The 24,967-nt window shown below is 73.5% G+C and carries 21 protein-coding genes; 15 read left to right on the top strand and 6 right to left on the bottom strand.

The genetic code is table 11. The features are described 5' to 3' along the window. Positions 1–4: 4 nt before the first annotated feature. From ACFYST_RS15695 to ACFYST_RS15675, 5 genes are all read left to right on the top strand, one after another. Positions 5–898 (top strand): carbohydrate ABC transporter permease, encoded by an 894-nt coding sequence (locus tag ACFYST_RS15695; RefSeq protein WP_387862674.1) that lies wholly within the window; start codon positions 5–7, stop codon positions 896–898. 8 nt (positions 899–906) lie between these two features. Beyond that, positions 907–2,187: a 6-phospho-beta-glucosidase gene (locus tag ACFYST_RS15690; protein ID WP_387646681.1), complete on the top strand. Its 1,281-nt coding sequence runs from the start codon at positions 907–909 to the stop codon at positions 2,185–2,187. A gap of 46 nt (positions 2,188–2,233) precedes the next feature. After that, positions 2,234–3,253, top strand: a complete 1,020-nt coding sequence (locus tag ACFYST_RS15685; protein WP_387646562.1) for an N-acetylglucosamine kinase — start codon at positions 2,234–2,236, stop codon at positions 3,251–3,253. Between the two features lie 136 nt (positions 3,254–3,389). Next, positions 3,390–4,472, top strand: coding sequence for a MerR family transcriptional regulator (locus tag ACFYST_RS15680; RefSeq protein ID WP_387862671.1), 1,083 nt, complete (start codon positions 3,390–3,392; stop codon positions 4,470–4,472). A gap of 175 nt (positions 4,473–4,647) precedes the next feature. Continuing rightward, positions 4,648–5,250 (top strand): hypothetical protein, encoded by a 603-nt coding sequence (locus tag ACFYST_RS15675; RefSeq protein WP_387862668.1) that lies wholly within the window; start codon positions 4,648–4,650, stop codon positions 5,248–5,250. A 69-nt stretch (positions 5,251–5,319) separates the two neighbouring features. Here the strand turns inward: ACFYST_RS15675 and ACFYST_RS15670 are convergent, their stop codons facing one another. Then, positions 5,320–5,892, bottom strand: a complete 573-nt coding sequence (locus ACFYST_RS15670; protein ID WP_387862665.1) for a nucleosidase — start codon at positions 5,890–5,892, stop codon at positions 5,320–5,322. Between the two features lie 180 nt (positions 5,893–6,072). Here ACFYST_RS15670 and ACFYST_RS15665 point away from each other — a divergent pair, with 180 nt between their 5' ends. The 10 genes from ACFYST_RS15665 (at position 6,073) to ACFYST_RS15620 (ending at position 19,271) form a co-directional block, all read left to right on the top strand. Then, the gene (locus ACFYST_RS15665; protein WP_387862663.1) at positions 6,073–7,431 is read left to right on the top strand and encodes a hypothetical protein; all 1,359 of its coding nucleotides are present in this window, start codon (positions 6,073–6,075) and stop codon (positions 7,429–7,431) included. Positions 7,432–7,445: 14 nt separating this feature from the next. Next, entirely contained in the window at positions 7,446–8,360 is a 915-nt protein-coding gene (locus ACFYST_RS15660; RefSeq protein WP_387646573.1) for a glutamate ABC transporter substrate-binding protein, read from the top strand. Between the two features lie 131 nt (positions 8,361–8,491). Continuing rightward, complete coding sequence (locus ACFYST_RS15655; RefSeq protein WP_387862661.1) at positions 8,492–9,937, top strand: hypothetical protein; 1,446 nt, start codon at positions 8,492–8,494, stop codon at positions 9,935–9,937. Then, entirely contained in the window at positions 9,930–12,494 is a 2,565-nt protein-coding gene (locus ACFYST_RS15650) for a tetratricopeptide repeat protein (protein WP_387862658.1), read from the top strand. Before ACFYST_RS15655 ends, ACFYST_RS15650 begins: the two co-directional genes overlap by 8 nt. 2 nt (positions 12,495–12,496) lie before the next feature. After that, positions 12,497–13,612 carry a PP2C family serine/threonine-protein phosphatase gene (locus ACFYST_RS15645; RefSeq protein WP_387862655.1) on the top strand — a complete coding sequence of 372 codons (1,116 nt, stop codon included), beginning with the start codon at positions 12,497–12,499 and terminating at the stop codon, positions 13,610–13,612. Positions 13,613–13,643: 31 nt separating this feature from the next. Beyond that, positions 13,644–14,981, top strand: coding sequence for a VWA domain-containing protein (locus ACFYST_RS15640; protein WP_387862653.1), 1,338 nt, complete (start codon positions 13,644–13,646; stop codon positions 14,979–14,981). A 111-nt stretch (positions 14,982–15,092) separates the two neighbouring features. Further along, positions 15,093–16,541, top strand: a complete 1,449-nt coding sequence (locus ACFYST_RS15635; protein WP_387862650.1) for an FHA domain-containing protein — start codon at positions 15,093–15,095, stop codon at positions 16,539–16,541. A gap of 158 nt (positions 16,542–16,699) precedes the next feature. Next, positions 16,700–17,617 (top strand): ABC transporter ATP-binding protein, encoded by a 918-nt coding sequence (locus tag ACFYST_RS15630; RefSeq protein WP_387862647.1) that lies wholly within the window; start codon positions 16,700–16,702, stop codon positions 17,615–17,617. Beyond that, the gene (locus ACFYST_RS15625; RefSeq protein ID WP_387862644.1) at positions 17,614–18,744 is read left to right on the top strand and encodes an ABC transporter permease; all 1,131 of its coding nucleotides are present in this window, start codon (positions 17,614–17,616) and stop codon (positions 18,742–18,744) included. The genes ACFYST_RS15630 and ACFYST_RS15625 overlap by 4 nt, the downstream gene beginning before the upstream one ends. Before the next feature lie 122 nt (positions 18,745–18,866). Next, positions 18,867–19,271, top strand: coding sequence for a globin (locus tag ACFYST_RS15620; RefSeq protein WP_387863026.1), 405 nt, complete (start codon positions 18,867–18,869; stop codon positions 19,269–19,271). Positions 19,272–19,283: 12 nt separating this feature from the next. Here the strand turns inward: ACFYST_RS15620 and ACFYST_RS15615 are convergent, their stop codons facing one another. The 5 genes from ACFYST_RS15615 to ACFYST_RS15595 all read right to left on the bottom strand — a co-directional run bounded on the left by ACFYST_RS15615 (position 19,284) and on the right by ACFYST_RS15595 (position 24,807). After that, entirely contained in the window at positions 19,284–19,976 is a 693-nt protein-coding gene (locus ACFYST_RS15615; protein ID WP_387862641.1) for a hypothetical protein, read from the bottom strand. A gap of 57 nt (positions 19,977–20,033) precedes the next feature. Continuing rightward, the gene (locus ACFYST_RS15610) at positions 20,034–20,471 is read right to left on the bottom strand and encodes an acyl-CoA thioesterase (protein ID WP_387646600.1); all 438 of its coding nucleotides are present in this window, start codon (positions 20,469–20,471) and stop codon (positions 20,034–20,036) included. Positions 20,472–20,599: 128 nt separating this feature from the next. Beyond that, the gene (gene ettA / locus ACFYST_RS15605; RefSeq protein ID WP_387646603.1) at positions 20,600–22,264 is read right to left on the bottom strand and encodes an energy-dependent translational throttle protein EttA; all 1,665 of its coding nucleotides are present in this window, start codon (positions 22,262–22,264) and stop codon (positions 20,600–20,602) included. 219 nt (positions 22,265–22,483) lie between these two features. After that, complete coding sequence (locus tag ACFYST_RS15600; protein ID WP_387646606.1) at positions 22,484–23,899, bottom strand: Cys-Gln thioester bond-forming surface protein; 1,416 nt, start codon at positions 23,897–23,899, stop codon at positions 22,484–22,486. A 272-nt stretch (positions 23,900–24,171) separates the two neighbouring features. Further along, positions 24,172–24,807 carry a single-stranded DNA-binding protein gene (locus ACFYST_RS15595; RefSeq protein ID WP_387862638.1) on the bottom strand — a complete coding sequence of 212 codons (636 nt, stop codon included), beginning with the start codon at positions 24,805–24,807 and terminating at the stop codon, positions 24,172–24,174. Positions 24,808–24,967: the final 160 nt, after the last annotated feature.

Genomic DNA, 24,967 nt, shown 5'->3' with positions numbered 1-24,967 from the left:
CCCGATGACACTCGCCCCCGCCCTGCCGCGCGAGGCCGCCGCCCCGGCCTCCACCGCCGCCCGCACCGCCCGCCGCCGGGCCGCCCTCCACTGGGTGGCCGTGCACGCGCTGGCGATCGCCGCCGCGCTGTTCTTCCTGCTGCCGTTCGTGTTCGTCTTCCTCACCTCGGTGATGACGGACCACCAGGCGCTCACCTCCGACCTGTGGCCCACCCGCTGGCAGTGGTCGAACTTCGAGAAGGTCTGGAACACCCCCGGCTTCCTCACCTGGTGGCGCAACACCCTGCTGTACGCGGCGGCCGGCACCGCGCTGACCGTCGCCTCCAGCCTGCCGGTGGCGTACGCGCTCGCCAAGTTCCGCTTCCGGGGCCGCAATCTGGCGCTGATGGCGGTGGTGTCGATGATGATGCTGCCGCCGCAGGTCACGATCATCCCGATGTACCTGTTCTGGGCGAAGCAGCTGCACCTGACCGGCTCGCTGTGGCCGCTGATCGTCCCGATGGCGTTCGGTGACGCGTTCTCCATCTTCCTGCTGCGCCAGTTCCTGCTGACGATTCCCCGGGAGTACCTGGAGGCCGCCCGGATCGACGGCTGCGGCGAACTGCGCACCCTGCTGCGGGTGGTGCTGCCGATGGCGAAGCCCGCCGTCGCCGCCGTCGCGCTGTTCCAGTTCTTCTACTGCTGGAACGACTACTTCGGCCCGCAGATCTACGCCAGCGACAACCCCGGCGCCTGGACGCTGAGTTACGGCCTGGAGTCCTTCAAGGGCGCCCACCACACCAACTGGAACCTCACCATGGCGGCCACGCTGCTGGTGCTGGCACCGGTGATCGTTCTGTTCTTCTTCGCGCAACGCGCCTTCATCGAAGGCGTCACACTGACAGGGGTCAAGGGCTGATGTCCGCACTGAAGTTGGCAATCGTCGGCGGCGGTTCCACCTACACGCCGGAGCTGATCGACGGGTTCGCGCGGCTGCGCGACACCCTGCCGATCGGCGAACTCGTGCTGATCGACCCGGCCGTGGACCGCCTGGAGCTGATCGCCGGGCTCGCCCGCCGGATATTCGCCAAGCAGGGCCACGACGCCGTCGTCACCACCGCCACCGACATCACCGCCGGCGTCCAGGGCGCCGACGCGGTGCTGCTCCAGCTGCGGGTCGGCGGGCAGGCGGCACGCAACCAGGACGAGACCTGGCCGCTGGAGTGCGGCTGCGTCGGCCAGGAGACCACCGGCGCGGGCGGCCTCGCCAAGGCGCTGCGCACCGTCCCCGTGGTGCTGGACATCGCCGAGCAGGTCCGCCGCACCAACCCCGACGCCTGGATCGTCGACTTCACCAACCCGGTCGGCATCGTCACCCGCGCCCTGCAGACCGCCGGGCACAAGGCCGTCGGCCTGTGCAACGTCGCGATCGGCTTCCAGCGCAAGTTCGCCGCCCACCTCGGCGTCGACCCGGAGCTGATCCGCCTCGACCACGTCGGCCTCAACCACCTCACCTGGGAGCGCGGCGTCACCCTGCTCGACGCCCCGAACGCCGCCGGCGGCCGCGAGGTGCTGCCGCAGCTGCTCGCCGAGCACGGCGCGGCCATCGCCGCCGACCTGCACCTGCCGCAGCCGGTGATCGAACGGCTCGGCGTCGTCCCCTCCTACTACCTGCGGTACTTCTACCAGCACGACCAGGTGGTGGAGGAGCTCAAGGTCAAGGGCTCGCGGGCCGCCGAGGTCGCCGCCATCGAGCGGCAGCTGCTGGAGATGTACGCCGACCCGACCCTCGACACCAAGCCCGAACTGCTCGGCAAGCGCGGCGGCGCGTTCTACTCGGAGGCCGCCGTCCAGCTGATCGCCTCGCTGCTCGGCACCGACGGCCGCACCACCGTGCAGGTGGTCAACACCCGCAACGACGGCGTGCTGCCGTTCCTGCCCGACGACGCGGTGATCGAGGTCCCCGCCGAGGTCGACGCCACCGGCGTCCGCCCGCTGCCGCAGCGCCCCGTCGAGCCGCTGTACGCCGGCCTGATCGCCAACGTCACCGCGTACGAGCACCTGGCACTGGACGCCGCCCTGCACGGCGGCCGCGACCGGGTCTTCGACGCGCTGCTCGCCCACCCGCTGATCGGCCAGCTCGAGCTCGCCGACCAGCTCACCGACCGGCTGCTCGCGCACAACCGCGACCACCTGAGCTGGGCGTGACCGGCGGCATGAGAACGATCAGGCACCACCACGAAGAGAGCGGCCGATGAGCCCCGTCGCACACCTGCCCGGCGTCCTCGCGATAGACGCCGGCAACAGCAAGACCGACCTCGCCCTGGTCGGCGCCGACGGACGGGTCCTCGGCACCGCCCGCGGCGGCGGCTTCCAGCCGCAGAACACCGGCTTCGAGGCCGCGGTCGCCGCCCTCGCCCCGCTGGTCGACGACGTCGCCCGGCAGGCCGGCATCCCGCTGCGGCCCGGCGGGCAGCCGCTGACCAGCCACGTCAGCGCCTGCCTGGCCAACGCCGACCTGCCGGTCGAGGAGCAGCGGCTGCACGAGGCGATCACCGCGCACGGCTGGGCGCCGTCCGTGCACGTCGCCAACGACACCTTCGGCCTGCTGCGGGCCGGCACCGACGGGCCGCTCGGGGTGGCCGTGGTGTGCGGCGCCGGCATCAACTGCGTCGGCCTGCGGCCGGACGGGCGCACCGCCCGCTGGCCCGCGCTCGGCAAGCTCACCGGCGACTGGGGCGGCGGCGGCGGACTCGCCGACGCCGCGATGTGGCACGCCGCCCGCGCCGAGGACGGCCGGGGCGGGCCCACCCTGCTCTCCCCCATGATCGGCGCGCACTTCGGCCTGGCCGGGGCCAACGCGGTCGCCGAGGCCATCCACCTCGGGCAGCTCGCGCTGCCCCGGCTGCACGAGGTCTCCCAGGTGCTGTTCGCGGCCGCCGAGGCCGGCGACACGATCGCACTGTCGCTGGTCGACCGGCAGGCCGACGAGATCGTCCGGTTCGCGACCATCGCGCTCACCCGCCTCGACCTGCTCGACCGGCCGGTCCCGGTGGTCCTCGGCGGCGGCGTGCTCGCCTCCCGGCACCCGCTGCTGATCGACAACCTGACGGCCCGCCTGGCCGCCGCCGCCCCGCTCGCCGAACCGCGCATCGTGGTCGCCCCGCCGGTCCTCGGCGCCGCCCTGCTCGGCCTCGACCACCTCGACGCCGACCCCGCCGCCCACCGCCGCCTGCGCGACGCCTACCCCACCACCCACCCGGTCGCGGCCTGACGGCCCGCCACCGCACGGACGCCGCCGCCGGGAGCAGGTCGCCCGGCGGCGGCGTGCTTTCGGGCCTTGACCTTCACCTTCGGGGAAGGTCCAGCATCGGTGGTGCCGGACACCGGTCCGGTACGAGGAGGCGGGGATGGAGCTGCTGACCATCGGGGCGTTCGCCCGGGCGGCCCGGCTGTCGCCGAAGGCACTGCGCCTGTACGACGAACTGGGCCTGCTGCGGCCCGCCGAGGTGGACCCGTTCACGGGCTACCGGCGGTACGCGCCGGGCCAGTTGGAGCAGGCCAGGCTGGTGCTGTGGCTGCGCAGGCTCGGCATGCCGCTGGCCCGGATCCGGCTGGTGCTGGCACTGGAGCCCGCCCGGGCGGCCGAGGAGGTCGCCCGGTACTGGGAGTCGGTGCGGGCCGAGACCGAGGCCCGCCGGGAGCTCGCCGCCCTCCTCGTCGACCACCTCTCGGGGAAGGCCACCACGATGGACACGACGACGAGTACCCTCCGGATCCGCTACGCCGCCCGAACGGACGCGGGCCTGGTGCGCGAACGCAACGACGACGCCGCGTACGCCGGCGCCGGACTGATCGCCGTCGCCGACGGCATGGGACCGCAGGGCGGCGGCGGGTCGGCCAGCGCCGCCGCGATCGAGGCGCTGAAGGAACTGGAGCTCCCCGCCGGGGAGTTGCTGAACGTCCTGGAGGACGCCGTCGCCCGGATCGACGGCCGGGTCGGGGCGGCGTCCGAACTCCCGGACACCGGAACCACCCTGACGGCGATGCTGTGGTCGGAGCCGCAGCTCGCCCTGGTGCACATCGGCGACTCCCGCGCCTACCTGCTGCGCGGCGGCGAGCTGTTCCAGATCACCCACGACCACACCCTGGTGCAGTCGATGGTCGACGACGGCCGCCTCACCCTGGCGGAGGCCGCCTCGCACCCCCAACGCACCCTGCTGGTACGGGCGTTGACCGGCTCGGGCGACAACCGCCCGGACGTGTCGCTGCACACCGCCCGCGCGGGCGACCGCTACCTGCTGTGCTCGGACGGACTGTCCAGCTGGGTCTCCGACGACGCCCTGCACACCGTGCTGAGCACCGTCGCGGTGCCCGAGCAGGTGGTGCAGCAGCTGGTCGCGCTGGCCAACCGGGCGGGCGGGCCGGACAACATCGCCTGCGCGGTCGCGGACGTCGTGGCCGACCCCGAGGAGGGAGCTCCGCGCAGGTGACGGTACGTCACCGGGGTGACAGGTTCCGCTATCGCATCTCGATTGGGGAAAATCTCGCCGAACTGCGCGGGATGCCCCGTTCTGTCCGTTGAACGGCACCTCGCGGGGCGGCTAGCGTCGCGCACTCACAGCGTGTCCGACGGGGGTGCGCGCGGAGACCGGGAGCCGATGCCAGATGGCGATCCGTAAGTCCACCATGCAGGAGCAGGTCGCCGCGGCGATCGCCGCGATCGAGCCGAACGACCGTCCGGTGGTGACCTTCCACACCATTTCGGGCCCGAGCCCGTGGCTGATGAGCCAGCTCGGCCTGATCGGCCAGCTGTTCATCAAGTACTACTTCGTGACCGTGACCCACCGGGTCGTCACGGTGCACCGCGCCTCCCGGATGAGCAACCGCCCGCAGGAACTGGTGCACGTCATCCCGCTCGACCAGGCCCGCGCGTCGATCAGCGACGTCAACCGCGCCACCCTGTGGAGCTCGCTGAAGTTCCAGTTCCCGGGCGAGCCGAAGGTGACCCGCCTGAACATCGGCCGCTACTGGCGCAACGAGCTGGACACCTTCGTCAACGCCCTGTTCAGCGGCGGCCCGGCCGTCCCGCCGCAGGGCCAGCCGTACCCGCCGCAGCAGGGCCAGCCGTACCCGCCGCAGGCCCCGGCCGTCCCGCCGCAGGCCCAGCCATACCCCCCGCAGCAGGCCCAGCCGTACCCGCCGCAGGCCCCGGCCTACCCGCAGCCGGGCCAGCCGGGCCAGCCGGGCGCCAACCCGTACCAGTCCTGACACACCGCCGAGGCGCCCGTCCGAACCCGGACGGGCGCCTCGGCGTACATCAGTCGCGCATCAGGGGCCTCAGCGCAGCTGCGCGGCGGCCCAGTCGGCGAGCAGCCGGGCACAGCCGTCCACGGACGCCTGCCAGCTGAGCTCCGCGCCGTCGCCGGCCTCGTCGCTGACGTGCTTGACCAGGCGGACGGGCAGCCCGGCGCGGCGGGCGACGGTGGCGATCGCGTAGCCCTCCATGTCCACCAGGTCGGCGGCGCGGGCGAGTTCGTCGCGCTCGGTGTCGGAGGAGACGAACCGGTCGCCGGTGGCGAGCACCGGCCCGGCGGAGCCGAGATCGATCGGGCCGTCCATCGGGCGGCCGGTGAGCTGCTCCAGCAGCGGGGTGTCCAGGTCGTGCTGGAGCACCCGGCCGATCTCGTGGGTGCCGGCCAGGCCGGGCCGCAGCGCCCCGGCGGTGCCGAGATTGACCACGGCGGACGGCTTCGGGCCGCCCGCCAGCACGGTGGCCAGCGCGGCCGCCGCGTTGACCTTCCCCATGCCCGTCAGCAGCACCGGCAGCGCGGCGTCCAGGTACGCGGCCTCCTCGGGCAGCGCGAGGACGAGCAACGGGCGGTCGGGGGTGACGGTTCCGATCAGGCGCATGACCGAAAGCTTACGAGGACCCGGAACCGTCCGCCGTCGGCCACGCGTCGCAGCGGGCGCGGACCGCACCGCGGCCGAACGGGAACAAAGAGATCAACTCCCGCTCAAGTCAGGTGTGGTGGACGGCGCGGCCCGCCATACTGCGGGGTGACGGGGGACGTCGGACGGGGAGGTCGGACGGTGGCAGCACCGGCAGTGACGAAGCAGGCGGGCGCACCCGCGCCCGCGGCGGCCCGCGAACCGGGGCCGGTGGCCCGGCTGCGCAGCGCGGCGGCCACCCCGCCGGGGCGGCTGCGCGCCGCGGGCGCGGTGCTGGCCGCGCTGATACTGCTGTTCGGCACGGTGGCGGTGTGGCAGTCCGCGCACCGGTCCCGGGCGGCCGGGCAGGTGGTGTCGGCCAGCGGCCCGCTCAGCCAGGACGCCGCCGAGATCCACCGCCGGCTGGCGGACGCCGACGCGACCGCCGCCGCCGGGTTCCTGCTGGCCGGCAACGAGCCCGCCGAGGTCCGCGCCCGCTACCAGGACGACCTGGCGACCGCCGCCCGGCTGCTCGCCGAGGCCGCGGGCCGCAGCGGCGGCTCGGCCGAGTCGCAGCGCGCGCTGGCCGAGCTCAACCAGCAACTGCCGCGCTACGCGGGCCTGGTGGAGACCGCCCGGGCCGTCGACCGGCAGGGCCTGCCGCTCGGCGGGGCCTACCTGCGGTACGCCTCCGAGCTGATGCAGGACACCGTGCTGCCGCAGGCGCAGCGCCTCGCCGACGCCGAATCGGCCCGCCTGCACACCGACCACCTCAACGCCGGGGCGGTCCCGTGGACGACGCTGGCGCTCGGTGTACTGGCGCTGGCCGCGCTGGTCCGTTACCAGGTGCTGCTGTTCCGGCGCACCAACCGGGTGTTCAACCTCGGGCTGCTCGGCAGCTCGCTGGCGGTGCTGACCGCGCTGCTGTGGCTGATGACGGGCACCGCGACGGCATACAGCGACCTGGCGGCCAGTCATGCGTTCGGCACCCGGCCGCTGCAGGACCTGAACGAGGTACGGATCGCGGCACTTCAGGCGCACACCGCGGAGAACCTCGACCTGGTGGCCCGAGGCGCCAGCGACAAGTACACCAAGCAGTGGGACGGCCTGGTCGCCACGCTCGGCGCCGACGTGCGCACCATCGGTTCGGTCAGCGGGTTGGCGGTCGGCGCAGAACGGGATCCTGCGGCGGTCGGTCCGCTGACCGAAGCCGAGCGCGCGTTCCGGCAGTGGCAGGACCGGCACAAGGACGCCGCCGCGAAGAACTCGGCCGGCGACTACGAGGCCGCGCTGCAACGGACGTTGACGGCGGGCGGCACCGACACCGCGGACGCCGCGTTCCGGGCCGCCGACGGAAAGTGGGCGGCCGCCGCACAGGTCGAGCAGGACGCGTTCGCCCGGGAGGCGGGCGGCGTGGACGGCGTGCTGGCCGGCCAGGCGGTGGCCGCCGGAGTGCTGACCGTCCTGGGCGCGGCCGCCGCGCTGCGCGGCATCGGCCGCCGACTGGCCGAGTACCGGTAGAGGGGGGACGAGGGATGCGTACGGCAAGGTCACGTTTCCTGGTGGCGGCGGTGGTGCTCGCGGCCGGGGTGCTCGCCACCGGCAGCGCCGACGGCGCGGGCGGGCCCGCCCCGCAGGCCGCGCCCCAGGCACCGGCAGCGGCCACCGACAGCTGCGATCCGACGGATTCGCTGCCGCCCCGTCAGACGGCCGGCGCGAAGATCGCCAAGATCCGCGAGCGCGGCACCCTGGTGGTCGGCGTCGACCAGAACAGCTACCACTGGGGCTTCCGCAACCCGCAGACCGGCCGGATCGAGGGCTTCGACCTCGACCTCGCGCACGCCATCGCCAAGTCGCTGCTCGGCGACCCGGACAAGGTCACCCTGAAGACCGTGCCCACCGCCCGCCGGGTCGAGGCGGTGAAGAACGGCGAGGTCGACCTGATCACCCGCACCATGACCATCACCTGCGAGCGCAAGAAAGACATCTCCTTCTCCGCGCCGTACTTCCGGGTCGCCCAGCGGGTGGTGGTGCCGAAGTCCGCGCACGCCAAGTCGCTGGCCGAGGCGCTGAAGGGCAAGCGGGCGTGCGTCGCGCAGACCTCCTCCTCGGAGGCCGAGCTGAAGCGCGACCCGCACGGCACCGTCTCGGTGCTCGCCCTGGAGAGCCAGCTGGACTGCCTGGTGCGGATGCAACTCGGCGAGGTGGACGCCACCTTGACGGACAGCGAGCTGGCCGCCGCGCAGGTCGCCCAGGACCCGCTGGTGGAGATGGTCGGCGAGCCGATCCTGCCCGCCTGGATGGGCGTGGCGATGAACCAGAACGACACCGATCTGATCGCGTGGGTCAACCAGGTGCTGGTCGACCGGCGGGCCGACGGCAGCTGGCAGGCGTCCTACGACCACTGGCTGCGCGACACCATGGGGGCCCCGGACCCGTACCTGCCGTGACCGTCCGGCGGGGGACCGGCGTCCGCCCCGGGGCGGACGTCGGGGAGACTTGCCGCCGACGGAGCGACGCCCCGTCACCACGAGCGTGCCCGAGAGGAGGAACCGCGATGGTCGGAGGGAACCGCCCGGTGATGAACCGTGAGCAGGTGGACCGCGCGCTGGCCCGGCTGGGCGCCGAGCGCGACGCGGTCGAGGCGGCGCTGCTGGCGCTCCAGGACCACCCCGGGCTGCGGCTGCTGACCGGCGCCGAACTGTCCGGGCGCACCCAGGAGCGCTGGGCGGTCGCCGAGGGCGGCATGGCGCTGCTGTGGGCGCTGTTCGACCGGTACGCGGAGGCGCTGGCCTCGGCCCGCGCCGTGCGCTCGCGCCGCACCCGGCCCACCGCCGCCGAACTCGCCGAGCTCGGCGAACTGCTCTCCGGCCGCGCCGTCACCGTCTCCGGCGGCCGCCTCCCCGAGGCGGCCGGTCAACTCGGCGCGCCCGCCCGGCTGGTGGAGCGGGTCACGCTCGCCGAGCTGCTGGAGCGGATGAACGCCTGGTACGCCGTGGTGGTCGAGGTGGTCAGCGCCGTCGACGCGGTGTGGTCGGCGCTGCCCGCCCGGATCGACCTGCTGCTCGCCGAACTCGGCCGGGTGCAGATGCTCGCGCTCTCCGTCGGAGTCCGCCCCGGCGGGCACCCGCTGGCCGACGACCTCGCGCAGCTGGCCGGGCAGTTGACGGCGCTGCGGGCCGAGGTGGTGGCCGACCCGCTGGCCCTGTGGCGGCCGTCCCGGGTGCCCGCGCAGCGCGGCCGCGCCGCCGAGGACGCCACCTGGGCCTCCCCCACCGGCGCCGTCGACACCTCCGGCTTCGACCGGATGGGCCGCGCCCTGGACGACGTCCGGGTCGAACTGGAGGCGCTGCTGCGGCTGCGCGACGAGTCCCACGAACGCCTCCAGCAGGTCGCCGACCTGCTCCAGCGCGCCGACCTGACGCTCGCCGAGGCGAGACGGGCCCGCGGCGAGGTGCTGGCGAAGATCGCCGCCACCGAGGTACCCGCCGTACCCGGCCCGGCGTCCGCGCTGCGCGAGGCGATCACCCAGGCCGTCGGCTACCAGCAGACCGGCCAGTGGCACCGGCTCGGCCCGCTGCTGGACGCCCTGGAGGACGCCGCCGACAAGGAACTCGGCCGGGCCCGGCAGGCCCTCACCGAGGTCGCCCAGCCGCTCGCCGTCCGGGCCGAACTGCGCGGCCGGCTGGAGGCGTACAAGGCGATGGCCGCCCGGCTCGGCCTGGCCGAGGACCCCGAAGTGGTCGAACGTTTCGAGAAGGCCCGCTGGCTGCTCTGGAGCGCCCCGTGCGACCTGCGGGCCGGCGCCGAGGCCGTCGCCCGCTTCCAGCACGCGCTGCGCGCCCCGGAGCGCCGGCCCGCACCACAGCTGGAACCCGCACCGCAGCTCGCGCCCGCACCGCAGCTCGCGCCCGCACCGCAGCTCGCGCCCGCGCCCGCGCCCGCGCCGCCGAGCGAGCCCGCACCGCAGGCCGAGCCCGCACCGCAGATCGAGGACAGTTCCAAGGGGGAGGAGACCGATGGCTGAGGCGTGTGCCCGTCCGGACTGCGACGGCGAGATCGACGGCGACGGCTACTGCACCGAGTGCGGTCTCGCCCCCGCCGCCGCCAGCTCCGCGTCCCCGGACCGGCCCTGCGGCCGCCCCGGCTGCGACGGCCGGATCGACGACGACGGCTACTGCACCGAGTGCGGCCTGGCACCCCCCACCGCCTCCGTCCCGGCCCCGCGCACGGCGTCCGGGCCCGTCTCCGCACCGGCCTCCGCCCCCGTCTCCGCGCAGGCCCCGCGCAAGGCCCCCGCCCCCGGCGAGCCGTGCGGCCGCCCCGACTGCGCGGGCACCATCGACCCCGACGGCTACTGCGACGACTGCGGCCTGGCCGCCGAACCCGCCACCGGCACGACCGGCACCGGCACCGGCCGCGTCACCACCGAGTCCGGCGCCTCCACCTCCGCGTGGTCCGGCCCGGCCCCGACCTCCTCGGGTCGCTCGCGCCGCTCCGCCCGCACCGCCTCCGGCCGCTCGGTCTCGGTGCGCAGCTCCCGGGGCAGCAGCGGCAGCGGCCGGCGCGGCAACCTCGGCGCTGGCCTGGTCGCGGTGCCGCCGGTGCCGACCGCCGACCCGTCGAAGGCGGTGCTGACGGACCCGCAGGTGCCGGAGAAGAAGCGGTTCTGCTCGCGCTGCGACCACCCGGTGGGCCGGGAGAAGAACGGTGTCCCGGGCCGCCCGGAAGGTTTCTGCACCAAGTGCGGCACCCCGTACTCGTTCACCCCGAAGCTGGTACGCGGCGATCTGGTCGGCGGCCAGTACGAGGTGATGGGCTGTCTGGCGCACGGCGGCCTGGGCTGGATCTACCTGGCGGTGGACCGCCGGGTCAACGACCGCTGGGTGGTGCTCAAGGGCCTGCTGGACACCGGCGACGAGGACGCGCTGGCGGTGGCGATCGCCGAACGCCGATTCCTGGCCGAGGTCGATCATCCGAACATCGTCCGGATCATCAACTTCGTCGAGCACCCGGACGCCCGCACCGCCGCCGCCGACGGCTACATCGTGATGGAGTACGTCGGCGGCAAGTCGCTGAAGGACATCGCCGGCGAGCGCCGCACCCCGGACGGCCGCCGCGAGCCGATGCCGGTCGAGCAGGCCGTCGCGTACGCGCTGGAGGCGCTGCCCGCGCTCGGCTACCTGCACGCCCGCGGGCTGGTGTACTGCGACTTCAAGCTCGACAACGTGATCCAGTCGGACGACACCCTCAAGCTGATCGACCTGGGCGCGGTCCGCCGGCACGACGACGACGGGCCGATCTACGGCACCGTCGGCTACCAGGCCCCGGAGATCGCCACCGATGGCCCCTCCCCCGCCTCCGACCTGTACACGGTGGGCCGCACGCTGGCCGTGCTGACCTTCGACTTCCAGGGCTGGACCGGCCGTCGGCGGCACGAGCTGCCGGACCCGGACGAGGTCGAGGTGTTCGCCCGCTACGAGTCCTTCCACCGCTTCCTGCTGCGCGCCACCGACCCGGACCCGGCCCGCCGGTTCGCCTCCGCCGAGGAGATGGCCGGGCAGCTCACCGGCGTGCTGCGCGAGGTGCTCAGCCTCCAGGACGGCCGGCCCCGGCCCGCCGTCTCCACCCTGTTCGGCCCGGAACTGCGGGTGGTGGACCCCGACTTCGGCGAGCAGCCGCCGGATCCCCGGGCCGCCGCGCTGGCGCTGCCCGCGCCGCTGGTCGACCCGGCCGACCCGAACGCCGGCTTCCTGTCCGCGCTGCCCGCCACCGACCCCGCCGAGGCCCTCACCGCCCTGCGCGCGGCCGGCGCCGACTCCGCCGAGCTGCGCCTGCGGGTGGTGCGCGCCCACCTGGAACTCGCCGACGACGACACCGCGGGCCAGGCGCTGGCCGCCCTGGAGGACGAACACCCCGGCGACTGGCGGGTGGTGTGGTACCGGGGGCTGGCCGCGCTCGCCGCGGGCCGGGCCGAGACCGCCGCCGAGTCCTTCGACGCCGTGTACGACGCGTTCCCGGGCGAGGCCGCACCCAAGCTGGCGCTCGCGGTCTGCGCCGAACTGCTCGACGACACCGAGGAGGCCGCCGCCCACTACGGGCTGGTCGGCGGCACCGACCGGTCGTTCGTCGGCGCCGCGTTCGGCCTGGCCCGGGTCCGGCTGCGGGCCGGCGACCGGCCCGGCGCGGTCGCCGCGCTGGAGTCGGTGCCGGAGAGCTCCACGCACCACACCGCGGCCCGGATCGGCGCCGTCCGGGCCCGGCTGCGCGGCCGCGCCGCCACCGAGCCGCTGGCCGCCGAGCTCGCCGACAGCTCCACCCAGCTGACGGCCCTCGCGCTGGACGCCCGGCGGCGCGCCGAACTCGCCGCCGAAGTACTGGAGACCGCCCTGGAGTGGGTACTGGCCGGAGCCGAAGGGAAGCCCGCCACGCTGACCGTGCTGGGACATCCCGCCGCGGAACGGGAACTGCGGCTCGCCCTGGAACACTCCTACCGGGTGTTGGCACGGTTGACCGACCGTGCCGAGAAAAGGATCGAGTGGGTGGAACGGGCCAACCGGGCCCGCCCCCGGACGTGGGTGTGAACATGCCGCAGCAGACCGAGTGCCCGACCTGTGCCGAACCGCTGGGGCCCCAGGACGCCTTCTGCGGGGCCTGCGGCACTGCCCTGACCGGACCGCCGACCCTCCGCGACCTGCCGGTGGTACCCAGCTGCCCGAACTGCGGCTCCACCGAGCTCGCCGACGGCTGGTGCCAGCGCTGCGGGCACGCCCAGCCCCGCGAACGCGACCACCAGGAACACCAGGTGACGGGCGTCGCCGCGGTCTCCGACCGGGGCCTGCGCCACCACCGCAACGAGGACGCGTTCGGCGTCGCCACCACCGACGGCCCGGACGGCTCGCCCGCCGTGGTCGCCGTGGTCTGCGACGGCGTCTCCTCCTCGGCCCGCCCCGACGAGGCGTCCGCCACCGCCGTCACCGCCGCCACCGACTCGCTGCTCGCCGCGCTGGCGGCCGGCCGCGACCCCGGCCGGGCCATGCACGAGGCGATCGGCGCCGCCAACCGGGCCGTCACCGCGCTCGCCCACGACGGCACCCCCGCCGAACCGGGCCGCCACAACAACGCGCCCGCCTGTACCTACGTCAGCGCGGTCAGCACCGGCGGCCTGGTCACCATCGGCTGGGTCGGCGACACCCGCGCCTACTGGATCCCCGACGACCGCGAGTCCGCCGAGCCGTACCGCCTCACCGAGGACGACTCCTGGGCGGCCCGGATGGTCGCCGCCAGGCTGATGGACGAGGCCGAGGCCTACGCCGACCCGCGCGCCCACGCCATCACCGGCTGGCTCGGCGCCGACGCCGAGGACCTCGACCCGCACACCGTCAGCTTCACCCCGCACGTCCCCGGCGTGCTGCTGATCTGCACCGACGGCCTGTGGAACTACGCCGAGGCCGCCACCGACCTGGCGTTCTTCGTCCGCGCCGACGCCCGCGCCGAACCGCTGGCCGCCGCCCGCGAGCTGGTGCGGTTCGCGGTCGAGCGCGGCGGGCACGACAACATCACCGTCGCCGTGCTGCCGATCGACCCGCACGTCGCCCCGTCCACCCACGACGCCACCCTGGTCGACGTCCCGCTGCCGCGCGCCGCCGCCGACCCGGACACCGTGCCGCTGCGCCAGGCCGCCGAACCCGCCGTGAACTGACCGTCCCGACTCTCCGACAGGAGCCCCACGCATGGCCTCGTTGTCCAAGCCCGTCGCGCCGAGATTCGACGTCGACGTGTTCCAGAACGAGTACCTCGCGCAGGGCTCCCGGGAGGTCAACGCGATCGTCACCGTCACCGCGACCGGCGGTGGCACCTCCGGCGGGCGGCCGCTCGGCGCGGCCCCCGCCCCCGGGCCGGGCGCCGCCGTGGTGCTGGTGATCGACTGCTCCGGCTCGATGGAGCACCCGAACACCAAGATGCGGCACGCCCGGGAGGCCACCGCCGCCGCCATCGACACCCTGCGCGACGGCGTCGCGTTCGCCGTGGTGGCCGGCACCCACGAGGCCGTCGACGTCTTCCCCGGCAACGGCCGGCTCGCCGTCGTCGACCGGTACACCCGCGGCCACGCCAAGGAGGCGCTGCGCCGCCTCAAGCCGTCCGGCGGCACCGCGATCGGCACCTGGATCACCAAGGCCCGGCAGCTGTTCGACTCGCACCCGCAGGCGTCGATCCGGCACGCCGTCCTGCTCACCGACGGCCGCAACGAGCACGAGAAGCCCGCCGACCTGCAACGCGCCCTGGACGCGGCGACCGGCGCCTTCACCGCCGACTGCCGGGGCGTCGGCACCGACTGGGAGGTCGCCGAACTGCGGAAGATCTCCTCCGCGCTGCTCGGCACCGTCGACATCGTCGCCGAACCCTCCGGCCTCGCCGACGACTTCCGCGCCATGATGGCCACCGCCATGGGCAAGCAGGTCGCCGACGTGGCCCTGCGGGTGTGGACGCCCGCCAACGCCCGGGTGAAGTTCGTCAAGCAGGTCGCGCCCGCCGTCGAGGACCTCACCGAACGCCGCACCGAGGCCGGCCCTCGGGCGGGCGACTACCCGACCGGCTCGTGGGGCGACGAGTCCCGCGACTACCACGTGTGCGTCGAAGTCCCGGCCGCCGCCGTCGGCAACGAGATGCTGGCCGCCCGGATCAGCCTGGTCCTGCCGCAGGCCGACGGCACCGCCGAGGTCCTCGGCCAGGGCCTGGTGCGCGCCGTCTGGACCGACGACCTGGCCTCCTCGACCCGGATCAACGCCCAGGTCGCGCACTACACCGGACAGGCCGAACTCGCCGACTCCATCCGCGACGGCCTGGAGGCCCACCGGGCCGGCGACCTGGACCGCGCCACCGCCAAACTCGGCGCCGCCGTCCGCCTCGCCCACGCCGGCGGCAACGAGGGCACCCTCAAGCTGCTGCGGAAGGTGGTGGACGTCGTGGACGCCGGGGAGGGTACCGTTCGGTTCCGTAAGAACGTGAGCGAGGCCGACTCGATGACACTCGAGACCCGATCGACCAAGACCGTACGCGTGAAGAAGTGAGCCGGACACCGCCGGACCCGAACCTGCTGGAGTGTGGGGGACCTGATGCCGATCTGCCCTAGGGGACACGAGTCTCAGGCCGAGGACTGGTGCGACTACTGCGGATTCCCGATGACCCCGCCGCCCGGGCTGGCGATCCCCGGATTCCCGGCCGCACCGGCCCAGCCCGGCGGCCCCGGCGCGCCCGGCGCCGCGCCTGCCCCGCCGCAGGCCCCGTACGGCGGTGGCTTCCCGCCCGCCGGGCCGGGCAGCACCCCGCCGCGCGGCACCCCGGCCGGGGGCGGTGGCGGCTACTTCGAGCCGCGCCGCCCCGCCACCCCGGCGGGCGGCACGCCCACCGGGCCCGCCGCCGGCGCACCCGGTGCCCCCGGCCCGTACGGCGCCCCGCCGCCGGCGGCCGCCACCTCGGCGCTGGCCACCTGCCCGATCTGCCGCACCCCGCAGACCGGCCGGTACTGCGAGGACTGCGGGTACGACTACAACCTGGCCGTCACGCCCCGCCCGCCGGGCGGTCCCGCCCCGGCCGGGCACCAGCCTCCGCCGCCCGCGCCGCAGCCCGCCGGCGGCCCGCACGGCCGCCCCGAGCCGGGCCGGGCGCCGCAGGGCGCGCCGTCCGCGCAGCACGGCTACGGCTTCCCGCCGCCCGCCGCGCCGCCGGCCGCGCCCGCCGGGTTCGAGCCGTCCGCGTTCGAGCCGGCCGCGCCCGCGCCCGGCTTCGAGCGGCCGACGCCGTTCGAGCGCCCGCAGCAGCCGTTCGAGCCGCAGAACCCGTACGAGCGGCCGGACTACGAGCGGCCCGACTACGAGCGGTCGGGCTACCAGCAGCCCGCGCCCGGCCCGGCCTCCGCGCCGCCGCCCGGCTACCCGTCCGCGCCCGCCGCACCGTCCGCGCCCGCCGCACCGTCCGCGCCTGCCCACGGAGGGCCTGCTGCCGCGCCCGGCTTCGAGAAGCGCCCGCCGGCCGCCTTCCCCGACAGCGACTACGAGCGCCCGGGCCCGGTGTACGCCGAGCCCTCCGGCCCGCAGCCGGGGCAGCAGCAGCGTCCCCCGCAGAGCGGCGACGACTTCGGCACCTCGTTCCGGCTGACCCCGCCCGGGCAGCAGGGGCAGCCGGGTCAGCAGCAGGGCCAGCCGCCGGCCGCGCCGCAGCGCACCACCTGGTTCGCCGTGGTGGCCGCCGACCACGACTACTTCAGCGACATGATGACCCGCAGCGGCCCGGAGGCGGCCGGGCTGTTCTTCCCGCCGTACACCCAGGAGCGGCGGATCCCGCTGACCGGCCGGGGCCAGCTGCGGATCGGGCGGCGCAGCCAGCAGCGCGGCACCGTGCCGGAGATCGACCTGTCGGTGTCCCCGGAGGACCCGGGCGCCTCGCACCAGCACGCCCTGCTCGCCGAACAGCCGGACGGCAGCTGGGTGGTGGTCGACCAGGACTCCACCAACGGCACCACCCTCAACGGCGGCCCGGACACCCTGCCGCCGCACACCGCGATCCCGCTGAATGACGGCGACCGCATCCACATCGGCGCCTGGACCACCATCACGGTGCACCGGGCCTGACAGGCGGTCAGTTCGCTGACGGCGCATCACCACCGGCCCGGCGGCGGGGCGTTCATCGCTTCCACCGCCGGGCCGGTGGCATGTCCGGCCATCACCGAACGATCAAAATTCGTACAAGAGTGTTCGTGGGCACTGCCCGCACCCCCTACGCTCGCCCCATGACTGAAGCAATAACCGCGGACGGGATCCGGAAGCGGTACGGGGATGTCCAGGCTGTCGACGGAGTGTCCCTCTCCGTCAGCACTGGCGAGTTCTACGGTCTGCTCGGACCGAACGGGGCGGGCAAGACCACCACACTGGAGATCCTGGAGGGCATCCGGGAGGCCGACGAGGGCCGGGTGGAGCTGCTCGGCCTGTCTCCGTGGCCGCGCAACAGCAAGCTGCTGCCGCGCATCGGAGTGCAGTTCCAGGCGTCGGCGTTCTTCAACAAGCTGACGGCGCGCGAGACCATCCGCACCTTCGCCTCCTTCTACGGCATCGGTCCGAAGGCGGCCGACGCGATGCTGGAGCGGGTCGGCCTGACCGAGTCGGCAAGCGCGCTGACCGACAAGATGTCCGGCGGCCAGGCCCAGCGCCTGTCCATCGCGTGCGCCCTGGTGCACGACCCGGAGCTGGTGTTCCTCGACGAGCCGACCACCGGCCTCGACCCGCAGGCCCGCCGCAACCTGTGGGACCTGCTGCGCGACATCAACGCCGAGGGCCGCACCGTCGTCCTCACCACCCACTACCTGGACGAGGCGGAGATCCTCTGCGACCGCGTCTCGGTGATGGACCACGGAAAGGTCCTGCGCACCGGCGCCCCCGCCGCGCTGGTCCGCGAGATCGACGACACCGTCCGGATCCGGGTGGAATCCGGAATGCTGACCGCCGACCGCGCCCGGGAACTGCTCACCGCCGCCGGCGCGGTGTTCAGCAACCTGGAGGACGACGGCATCACCCTGGCCCTGTCCACCGACGCGCCCGGGCCGGTGCTCTCCATGCTGGCCGAGGAGAACGCGCTGCGCGGCCTCGAGGTCCGCGGCGCCACCCTGGAGGACGTCTTCCTCCAGCTGACCGGACGGGAGTACCGGGCATGACCGCCACCGACCAGGCCCCCACCTCCCCCGCCTCCCCCGCCTCCGAAGGCGGCCGGGAGAAGGCCAACGCCTTCGTCGGACTGTCCCGGGTCATGCTGCTCGGCTTCGTCCGCGACAAGGGCACCCTGTTCTTCACGCTGGCCCTGCCGCTGATGTTCCTGGTGCTGTTCGGCGTCCTCTACAAGGGCGGCGGCACCTCGCACGTCAAGGTCGGCGAAGTCGGCCAGGTCAAGCTGCTGGACGCGCTGAAGGACCAGAAGGACGGCCCGCTGTCCGTCCTGGAGATCACCCCCTTCGCCGACGAGAACGAGGCCCTCGCCAAGGTCAAGAAGGGCGACCTCGACGGCCTGGTGACCGAGGGCCCCGACGGCAAGCTGGTGCTCCGCTTCAGCCAGGCCGACCAGGTCAAGTCCGGCACCGTGCAGGGCATCATGAACTCCCTGGTGCAGACCGCCAACCAGCAGGCCTCGCACGCCACCCCCGCCTTCACCCTGGACGCCACCAAGGTCGAGGACGACTCCACCAAGCCGATCCAGTACCTGACGCCCGGCCTGCTCGCCTACGCCATCTCCATGGGCGCGGTCTACGGCGCCTCGTTCACCCTGGTGACCTGGCGCAAGAAGCGGGTGCTGCGCCGCCTGCGGCTGGCGCCCATCTCGGCGGGCACCATCGTCGGCGCCCGGGTGCTGGTCAGCGTGATCGTGGCGCTCGCCCAGACCGCGCTGTTCCTCGCGGTCGCGCAGCTGGACTTCTTCGGCCTCAAGCTCACCGGCAACTGGTGGCTGGTGATCCCGCTGGTGATCTGCGGCACCCTGGCCTTCATGTCGCTCGGTCTGCTCACCGGCTCGCTGGCGAAGTCCGAGGAGTCGGCGAACGGCCTGAACCAGCTGATCATCCTGCCGATGTCCTTCCTCGGCGGCGCGTTCATCCCGCTGGACTTCGCGCCCGCCTGGCTGCAGGACGTCTCCAAGGCCCTGCCGCTGCGCTACCTGATCAACCCCGCCAAGTCGGTGCTCAGCCAGGGCGGCGGCATCGCCGAGGCCCTGCCCGGCATGGGCGTCCTGCTGGGCTTCACGGTGGTGCTGTCCGCCATCGCCTGGCGCTTCTTCAACTGGGACGACGCGTAGCCGTCCGCACCCGCCCCGCGACGGGGGCCGTACACCGAAAGTCCCGGTGTACGGCCCCCGTCGGCGTCTGCGACCATGGACGGGTGACTGACACCGGGCGCGACACCGTACACGAGGAGACCGTGCAGCCGACGACGGCGGAGGAGGAGGAGGAACAGAGCTTCTATGACCGCGTCGGCGGCGAGCAGACCTTCCGCCGGCTGGTCCACCTCTTCTACCAGGGCGTCGCCCAGGACGAGTTGCTGCGCCCGATGTACCCGGAGGAGGACCTCGGCCCCGCCGAGGAGCGCTTCGCGCTGTTCCTCATGCAGTACTGGGGCGGCCCGCGCACCTACAGCGAGAACCGCGGCCACCCGCGCCTGCGGATGCGGCACGTCCCGTTCCAGGTCGACCGCGCCGCGCACGACGCCTGGCTGCGGAACATGCGCACCGCCCTCGACCAGCTCGCGCTGCCCGCCGAGGACGAGCGCGAGCTGTGGAACTACATGACGTACGCCGCCTCCGCGATGATCAACACCGCGGGCTGACGCCGCTCCTGGCTACCGCAGCGGGCTGAGACCCAGGCCCGCACCGGGGGCGCCGCCGGAACGCAGGGCGACCGAGCCGGCCGGGGCGTCCAGACGCAGCCAGGGGCCGGCCCGGAACGCGTGCAGCGGGGCGCCGGGCCGCAGGAACCCGATCGCGTGGGCGGCGTGCGCGGCCCGCAGCGGCAGGCCCTCGGCGGCGCCCAGCGGCCGGGACCAGATCTCGTCCGCCATCGCGTCCACCGTCTGCCGGCTCCGATGGTGCTCCGGCACCTCGGCGACGCGCTGCTTGAACTCGGCGACGGCGGTGCGCACTTCGTCCATCACCCGGTCCACCGGCGGCTGCCCGAGCGGCTGCCAGCCGGAGCGCGGCGGCAGCAGGCCCGCCCAGGACGGGCCGGTGACGGGGGCGGGCAGCGTCAGGTGGGCACCCGGCTCGTCCACGGACTCCAGCAACTGCCCGGCGGAGACGGTCAGATCGGCCGCCGCCGGTTCACCGGCGAGCCGCACGGTACGCACCGCGAGCACCGCCGACCCGCCCAGCGGCAGCCGTCCGAACACCGCCAGCACGCCGCCGCCGTCCGCCCCCGGAACCGCCTGCAGCCGGACCGCGGCGGCCCGGTCGAAGCGGAGCAGCCGGCCCAGGAAGGCCACCAGGTCGGCGGCCTCGCCCTGGTCGGCGAGGTCGAGGCGGGGGTTCGCGGTCACGGGGTTCAGCTCGATTCGTGAGTGCGGCGGTCTCGGTGCGACGTGGTCCGGGGCCGGTCAGACGGCGGCGGGCTGCTCGTCCATGAAGCGGCTGAGGAACTCCCGCTCCACGGGGCTGATCCGGCGCGGGCGGCCCTCGACGAGGTTGTAGGGGACGACCACGGTGGAGGCGGTGACGTAGACCGTCTCGGTGCCGTCCTCGGCGATGTCCTTGATCTCGTAGGAGACGGTCAGCGAGGCTCCGCCGATCTTCGTCACCCAGGTCTCGATGGTGACCGGCTCGGGGCGGTGCACCAGCGGCCGCTTGTAGTCGATCTCGTGGCGGGCCACCACGGACCCGCCCGCGAACTCCCCGGCGCCGGCCTCGGCGGCCTGGGTGAACATGAAGTCGATCCGGGCCTCCTCCAGGTAGCGCAGGAAGACCACGTTGTTGACGTGACCGAAGGCGTCCATGTCCGACCACCGCAGGGGGCAGGCGTAGATGTGGCGTGCCACGGTGTTCTCCTCACATCAGGTGGACCCGCAGGAAGCCTACGGGCCGCGGCCCGGCAGTCCGCCCCGAGGGGGTGGGCTGCCGGGCCGCCGGTGCGTCCGCGGGTCAGCCGCGGGTGAGCGTCCGCGGATCAGCCGCGGGTGAGCTTCTTGTAGGTCGCGCGGTGCGGGCGGGCCGCATCGGCACCCAGGCGCTCGATCTTGTTCTTCTCGTAGGACTCGAAGTTGCCCTCGAACCAGAACCACTTGCTGTCGCCCTCGTAGGCGAGGATGTGGGTGGCCACTCGGTCCAGGAACCAGCGGTCGTGGGAGATGACCACGGCGCAGCCGGGGAACTCCAGCAGCGCGTTCTCCAGCGAGGACAGCGTCTCGACGTCGAGGTCGTTGGTCGGCTCGTCGAGGAGCAGCAGGTTGCCGCCCTGCTTGAGGGTGAGCGCCAGGTTGAGGCGGTTGCGCTCACCACCGGACAGCACGCCGGCCGGCTTCTGCTGGTCCGGGCCCTTGAAGCCGAACGCGGAGACGTAGGCGCGGGACGGCATCTCGACCTGGCCGACGTTGATCCAGTCGAGGCCGTCGGACACGACCTCCCACAGGGTCTTCTTCGGGTCGATGTTGGAGCGGGTCTGGTCGACGTAGCTGATCTTGACGGTCTCGCCGACCTTGACGGTGCCGCTGTCCGGGGTCTCCAGGTCCTGGAGCATCTTGAACAGGGTGGTCTTGCCGGCGCCGTTCGGGCCGATGATGCCGACGATGCCGTTGCGCGGCAGCGTGAAGCTCAGGTCGTCGATCAGCACCTTCTCGCCGAAGGCCTTGTTGAGGTGGTCGACCTCGATGACGACGCTGCCCAGACGCGGGCCCGGCGGGATCTGGATCTCCTCGAAGTCCAGCTTCCGCATCTTGTCGGCCTCGGCCGCCATCTCCTCGTAACGGGCGAGGCGGGCCTTGGACTTGGCCTGGCGGCCCTTGGCGTTGGAGCGGACCCACTCCAGCTCTTCCTTGAGCCGCTTGGCGCGCTTGGCGTCCTTCTGGCCCTCGACCTTGAGACGGGTCTGCTTGGTCTCCAGGTAGGTGGAGTAGTTGCCCTCGTACGGGTACGCGCGGCCGCGGTCGAGCTCGAGGATCCACTCGGCGACGTTGTCCAGGAAGTACCGGTCGTGGGTGACGGCGACGACGGTGCCGGGGTACTTCTCGAGGTGCTGCTCCAGCCAGTTCACCGACTCGGCGTCCAGGTGGTTGGTGGGCTCGTCGAGCAGCAGCAGGTCGGGCTGCTCCAGCAGCAGCTTGCACAGCGCCACGCGGCGCTTCTCGCCACCGGACAGCTTGGTGACCGGCCACTCGCCGGGCGGGCAGCCCAGCGCGTCCATGGCCTGCTCCAGCTGGGCGTCCAGGTCCCAGGCGTTGGCGTGGTCCAGGTCCTCCTGGAGCTTGCCCATCTCGTCGAGCAGCGCGTCCGAGTAGTCGGTCGCCATCAGCTCGGCGATCTCGTTGAACCGGTCGAGCTTGCCCTTGGTCTCCTTGACGCCGTCCTGGACGTTCTCCAGCACGGTCTTCGTCTCGTCCAGCGGCGGCTCCTGCTGGAGCATGCCGACGGTGAAGCCCGGCGAGAGGAAGGCGTCGCCGTTGGAGGGCTGGTCCAGGCCGGCCATCATCCGCAGCACGGTGGACTTGCCGGCGCCGTTGGGGCCGACGACGCCGATCTTCGCCCCGGGGAGGAAGCTGAGCGTCACGTCGTCAAGGATGACCTTGTCGCCGTGTGCCTTGCGCACCTTGCGCATGGTGTAGATGTATTCCGCCACGTGAGATCGCTCCGGCGTCGTCGTCGAGTTAATCGGCTTGCAGCGTTCCATTGTGCCGTAAGGCCGGTGCCGCCCCGAACGCGCTCGAGGGTGTGCGGCAACGGCGACCGGCCGGGCCGTGGCCGCGGGCGGCCCAGGACGCGAACGGCCCCGCCCCCAGTGTTGCGGGGGCGGGGCCGCCCCTCCCCGGCGGGCGGCCGGGGAGGGTCAGCGTGCGGGTCAGGCGCGGCTGTGGCGGCCGCGGCGACGCAGGGCGTAGACCGCGGCGGCACCGGCGACGACCAGCGCACCGGCGATCGCGGCGGTGATGCCGGTGCCCATGCCGCCACCGGTGGTGGCCAGCTCAGGAGCGGACGAGCTGGGCTTCGGGGTGGCCGGCGGGGTGGTCGGCGGCAGGCTGACGCTGTCGGTCTTGCAGTTCAGCACGCCGCTGAAGGTCTGCGAGAAGCCGCCGGGGCCGGTGACGGTGAAGTTGTAGGCGGTGTCCTCGGCGACCGGCAGGACGACGTCCTGGGTGGCGCCGGGCTTCACCGTGACGTCCTTGCCGCCGACAGTGAAGTTCCAGTCCCGGTCGCCCTTGTTGGAGACGGTGAGGACCAGCGCACCCTGCGTGCAGTCGACCTTGCCGGTGGCGGCCGGGATCGGACCGGTGGGCGCCCAGGCGAGGGTGGCCAGGGCGTTGACCTTGACCTTGTTGCTGCCGGCCAGGATCAGCGTCTGGCTGTGCTTGCCGTTGTCGTCACCGACGAACGCCCGGCCGAGCTTGATGGTGGCGGAGGCGTCCGCGCTGATGGTGGCGGTGCCGGCGTCGGCACCGGCCGGGACCTTCGCGAACAGCTGGTCGCCGTTCTTGGCGGTCTTCACCGCGGCACCGCTCTTGTCGACCAGGGTGACGCCCGCGTCGGTGCCCTTCTTGTCGAGCGCGACGGCGACGTCGGCGGCGCCGCCGCCGGTGGTGACGGTGATCGGGCCGAGCGTCTCACCGCTCTTGCCGGCCACCGAGCCCGGGTTGAGCGCCAGCGAGGGCTTGGGCTCCTCGGCGCCGCCCTTGGCCTCGGCCTGGGCGATCAGCCAGTCGATGAGCTTCTTGGTCGTCGGGCGGTCTGCGACCAGCCGGACCGGCACGTTCGGGTCGGAGAAGTGCCAGATCGCCACCTGGGTGGCCGCGGCGGCGTCGTCCTTGGTCAGGCCGTCGATGCCGGAGGCCTTGGAGAGCGCGACCTCGTCAATGTTCGGGAAGGAGTGCTCGAGTATCCACTGGATCTTCGGGCCGGCCTTGGCCTTGACCTTCTCCGGCTGGGAGAGCGACGTGGAGGCCCAGTCCGTCTCGTGGTACGTGGCGGTCTTGAGCGTGTCGTTGAGCAGGTCGATGCAGTAGACGTCCAGCGTGGACTCGGTGCCGGTCACCCCCAGGGTGAACTGTCCGGCGGTGACGGGCAGCCAGTGGCCCGGGCGCGTCTCGGACTCGACCTTCTCGCCGTAGCGAATTCCGCCCACCAGCTTCCCGGTCACTCCCGAGTTGCCGTCGGCCGCGGCGGCGGTACCGGTGGCGAGCAGCCCCGACCCGACGACAAGACCGGACGCGAGCATGACAGCAACGATGCGGGAGACGGCCCGCCCCTGCTTGTGGAACATGTGCGATCCCTCCGGGCGGCGACGTGCCGTTGGCAACCCGCCCCCTGCAAAGCGGCAACCCCCTGTGGCGCCGCTGCACGTGTGTGGACCAGACGCATCCTATTGACGCCGCCCGAGCACTCGGCGCCCGTAGCAAATCAGGACGATATCGTAGCTGTTTCGTTATCAAGGAGCGGACTGTCAGCGGGAGTTGATGAGTCGACATAAAGTCACGAGCCGCCGCCGCGGCAATCAGGATTGCACCGATCGGTGCCTCAGGTGCCCAGAATCCGTCAGTTCAGAACCTCCTCCGTCACATCCGAACCCCCCGGCCCCGCGGGCCCGGCGACGCCACCCGCCGCAACACCCGCCGGGCCGCCCGCGGCACCGCCGGCCGCGCCCGCCGCCGCATCGGCCTCCCGACGGGCCGCCACCGCCCTGACGATCCACTCCGGCACCGCCTCCTCCACCAGCCGCACCTCCCGCGACCCGCCCCTCGCCGGGCCGCTCGGCCACTCGGCCGCCGAACCGCCCTGCGCCGCAGCCGCCTTGACCTCCACCGCCCGGGCCTCCAGCCCCCGCTTGAAGACCGAGGTGCCGCGGGCGAGATCGTGCCCCACCGCCCGGGCGTCGATCTCCACCTCCGTGCGCCGACTGCCCTCCTCTCCCCATTCGCGCACCCGCAGCCGCCCGCTCACCACCAGCGGGTCTCCCTTGTTGACCGAACTGACCACGTTGACCGCGAGCCGCCGCCAGGCCACCACCGTCACCCAGGTGGTCTCGCCGTCCGCCCAATCACCGCGCTCCCGGTCGTAGCGCCGCTCGGTGGCGGCCAATCGGAAGCTGGCGACGGCCACCCCGCCGGCCGTCTCCCGGTACGTCACATTCGAGGCCGCATTGCCGACCATCGTCACCAGCGCGCCGTCCATTCCCCTGCCTCCGTTCTCCGACCGCCGGACCGGCCGAACCGCTTTTCGCCGACGGTATTTCCGCCGCGGACAGATCCTCCTCCCACCGACGAATTCGGACCGGAAACTTCGCTTCCCCTGTGGAAAACTCGACCCTGTGGAAAACCGGGATAACTCGCAA

Origin of the sequence: Kitasatospora sp. NPDC004614 (assembly GCF_042873675.1) — a bacterium.
In the GTDB taxonomy this organism is placed as follows: domain Bacteria; phylum Actinomycetota; class Actinomycetes; order Streptomycetales; family Streptomycetaceae; genus Kitasatospora.
Note: the sequence above shows the minus strand (reverse complement) of the source record. Positions and strands in the feature narration are given on the sequence as shown.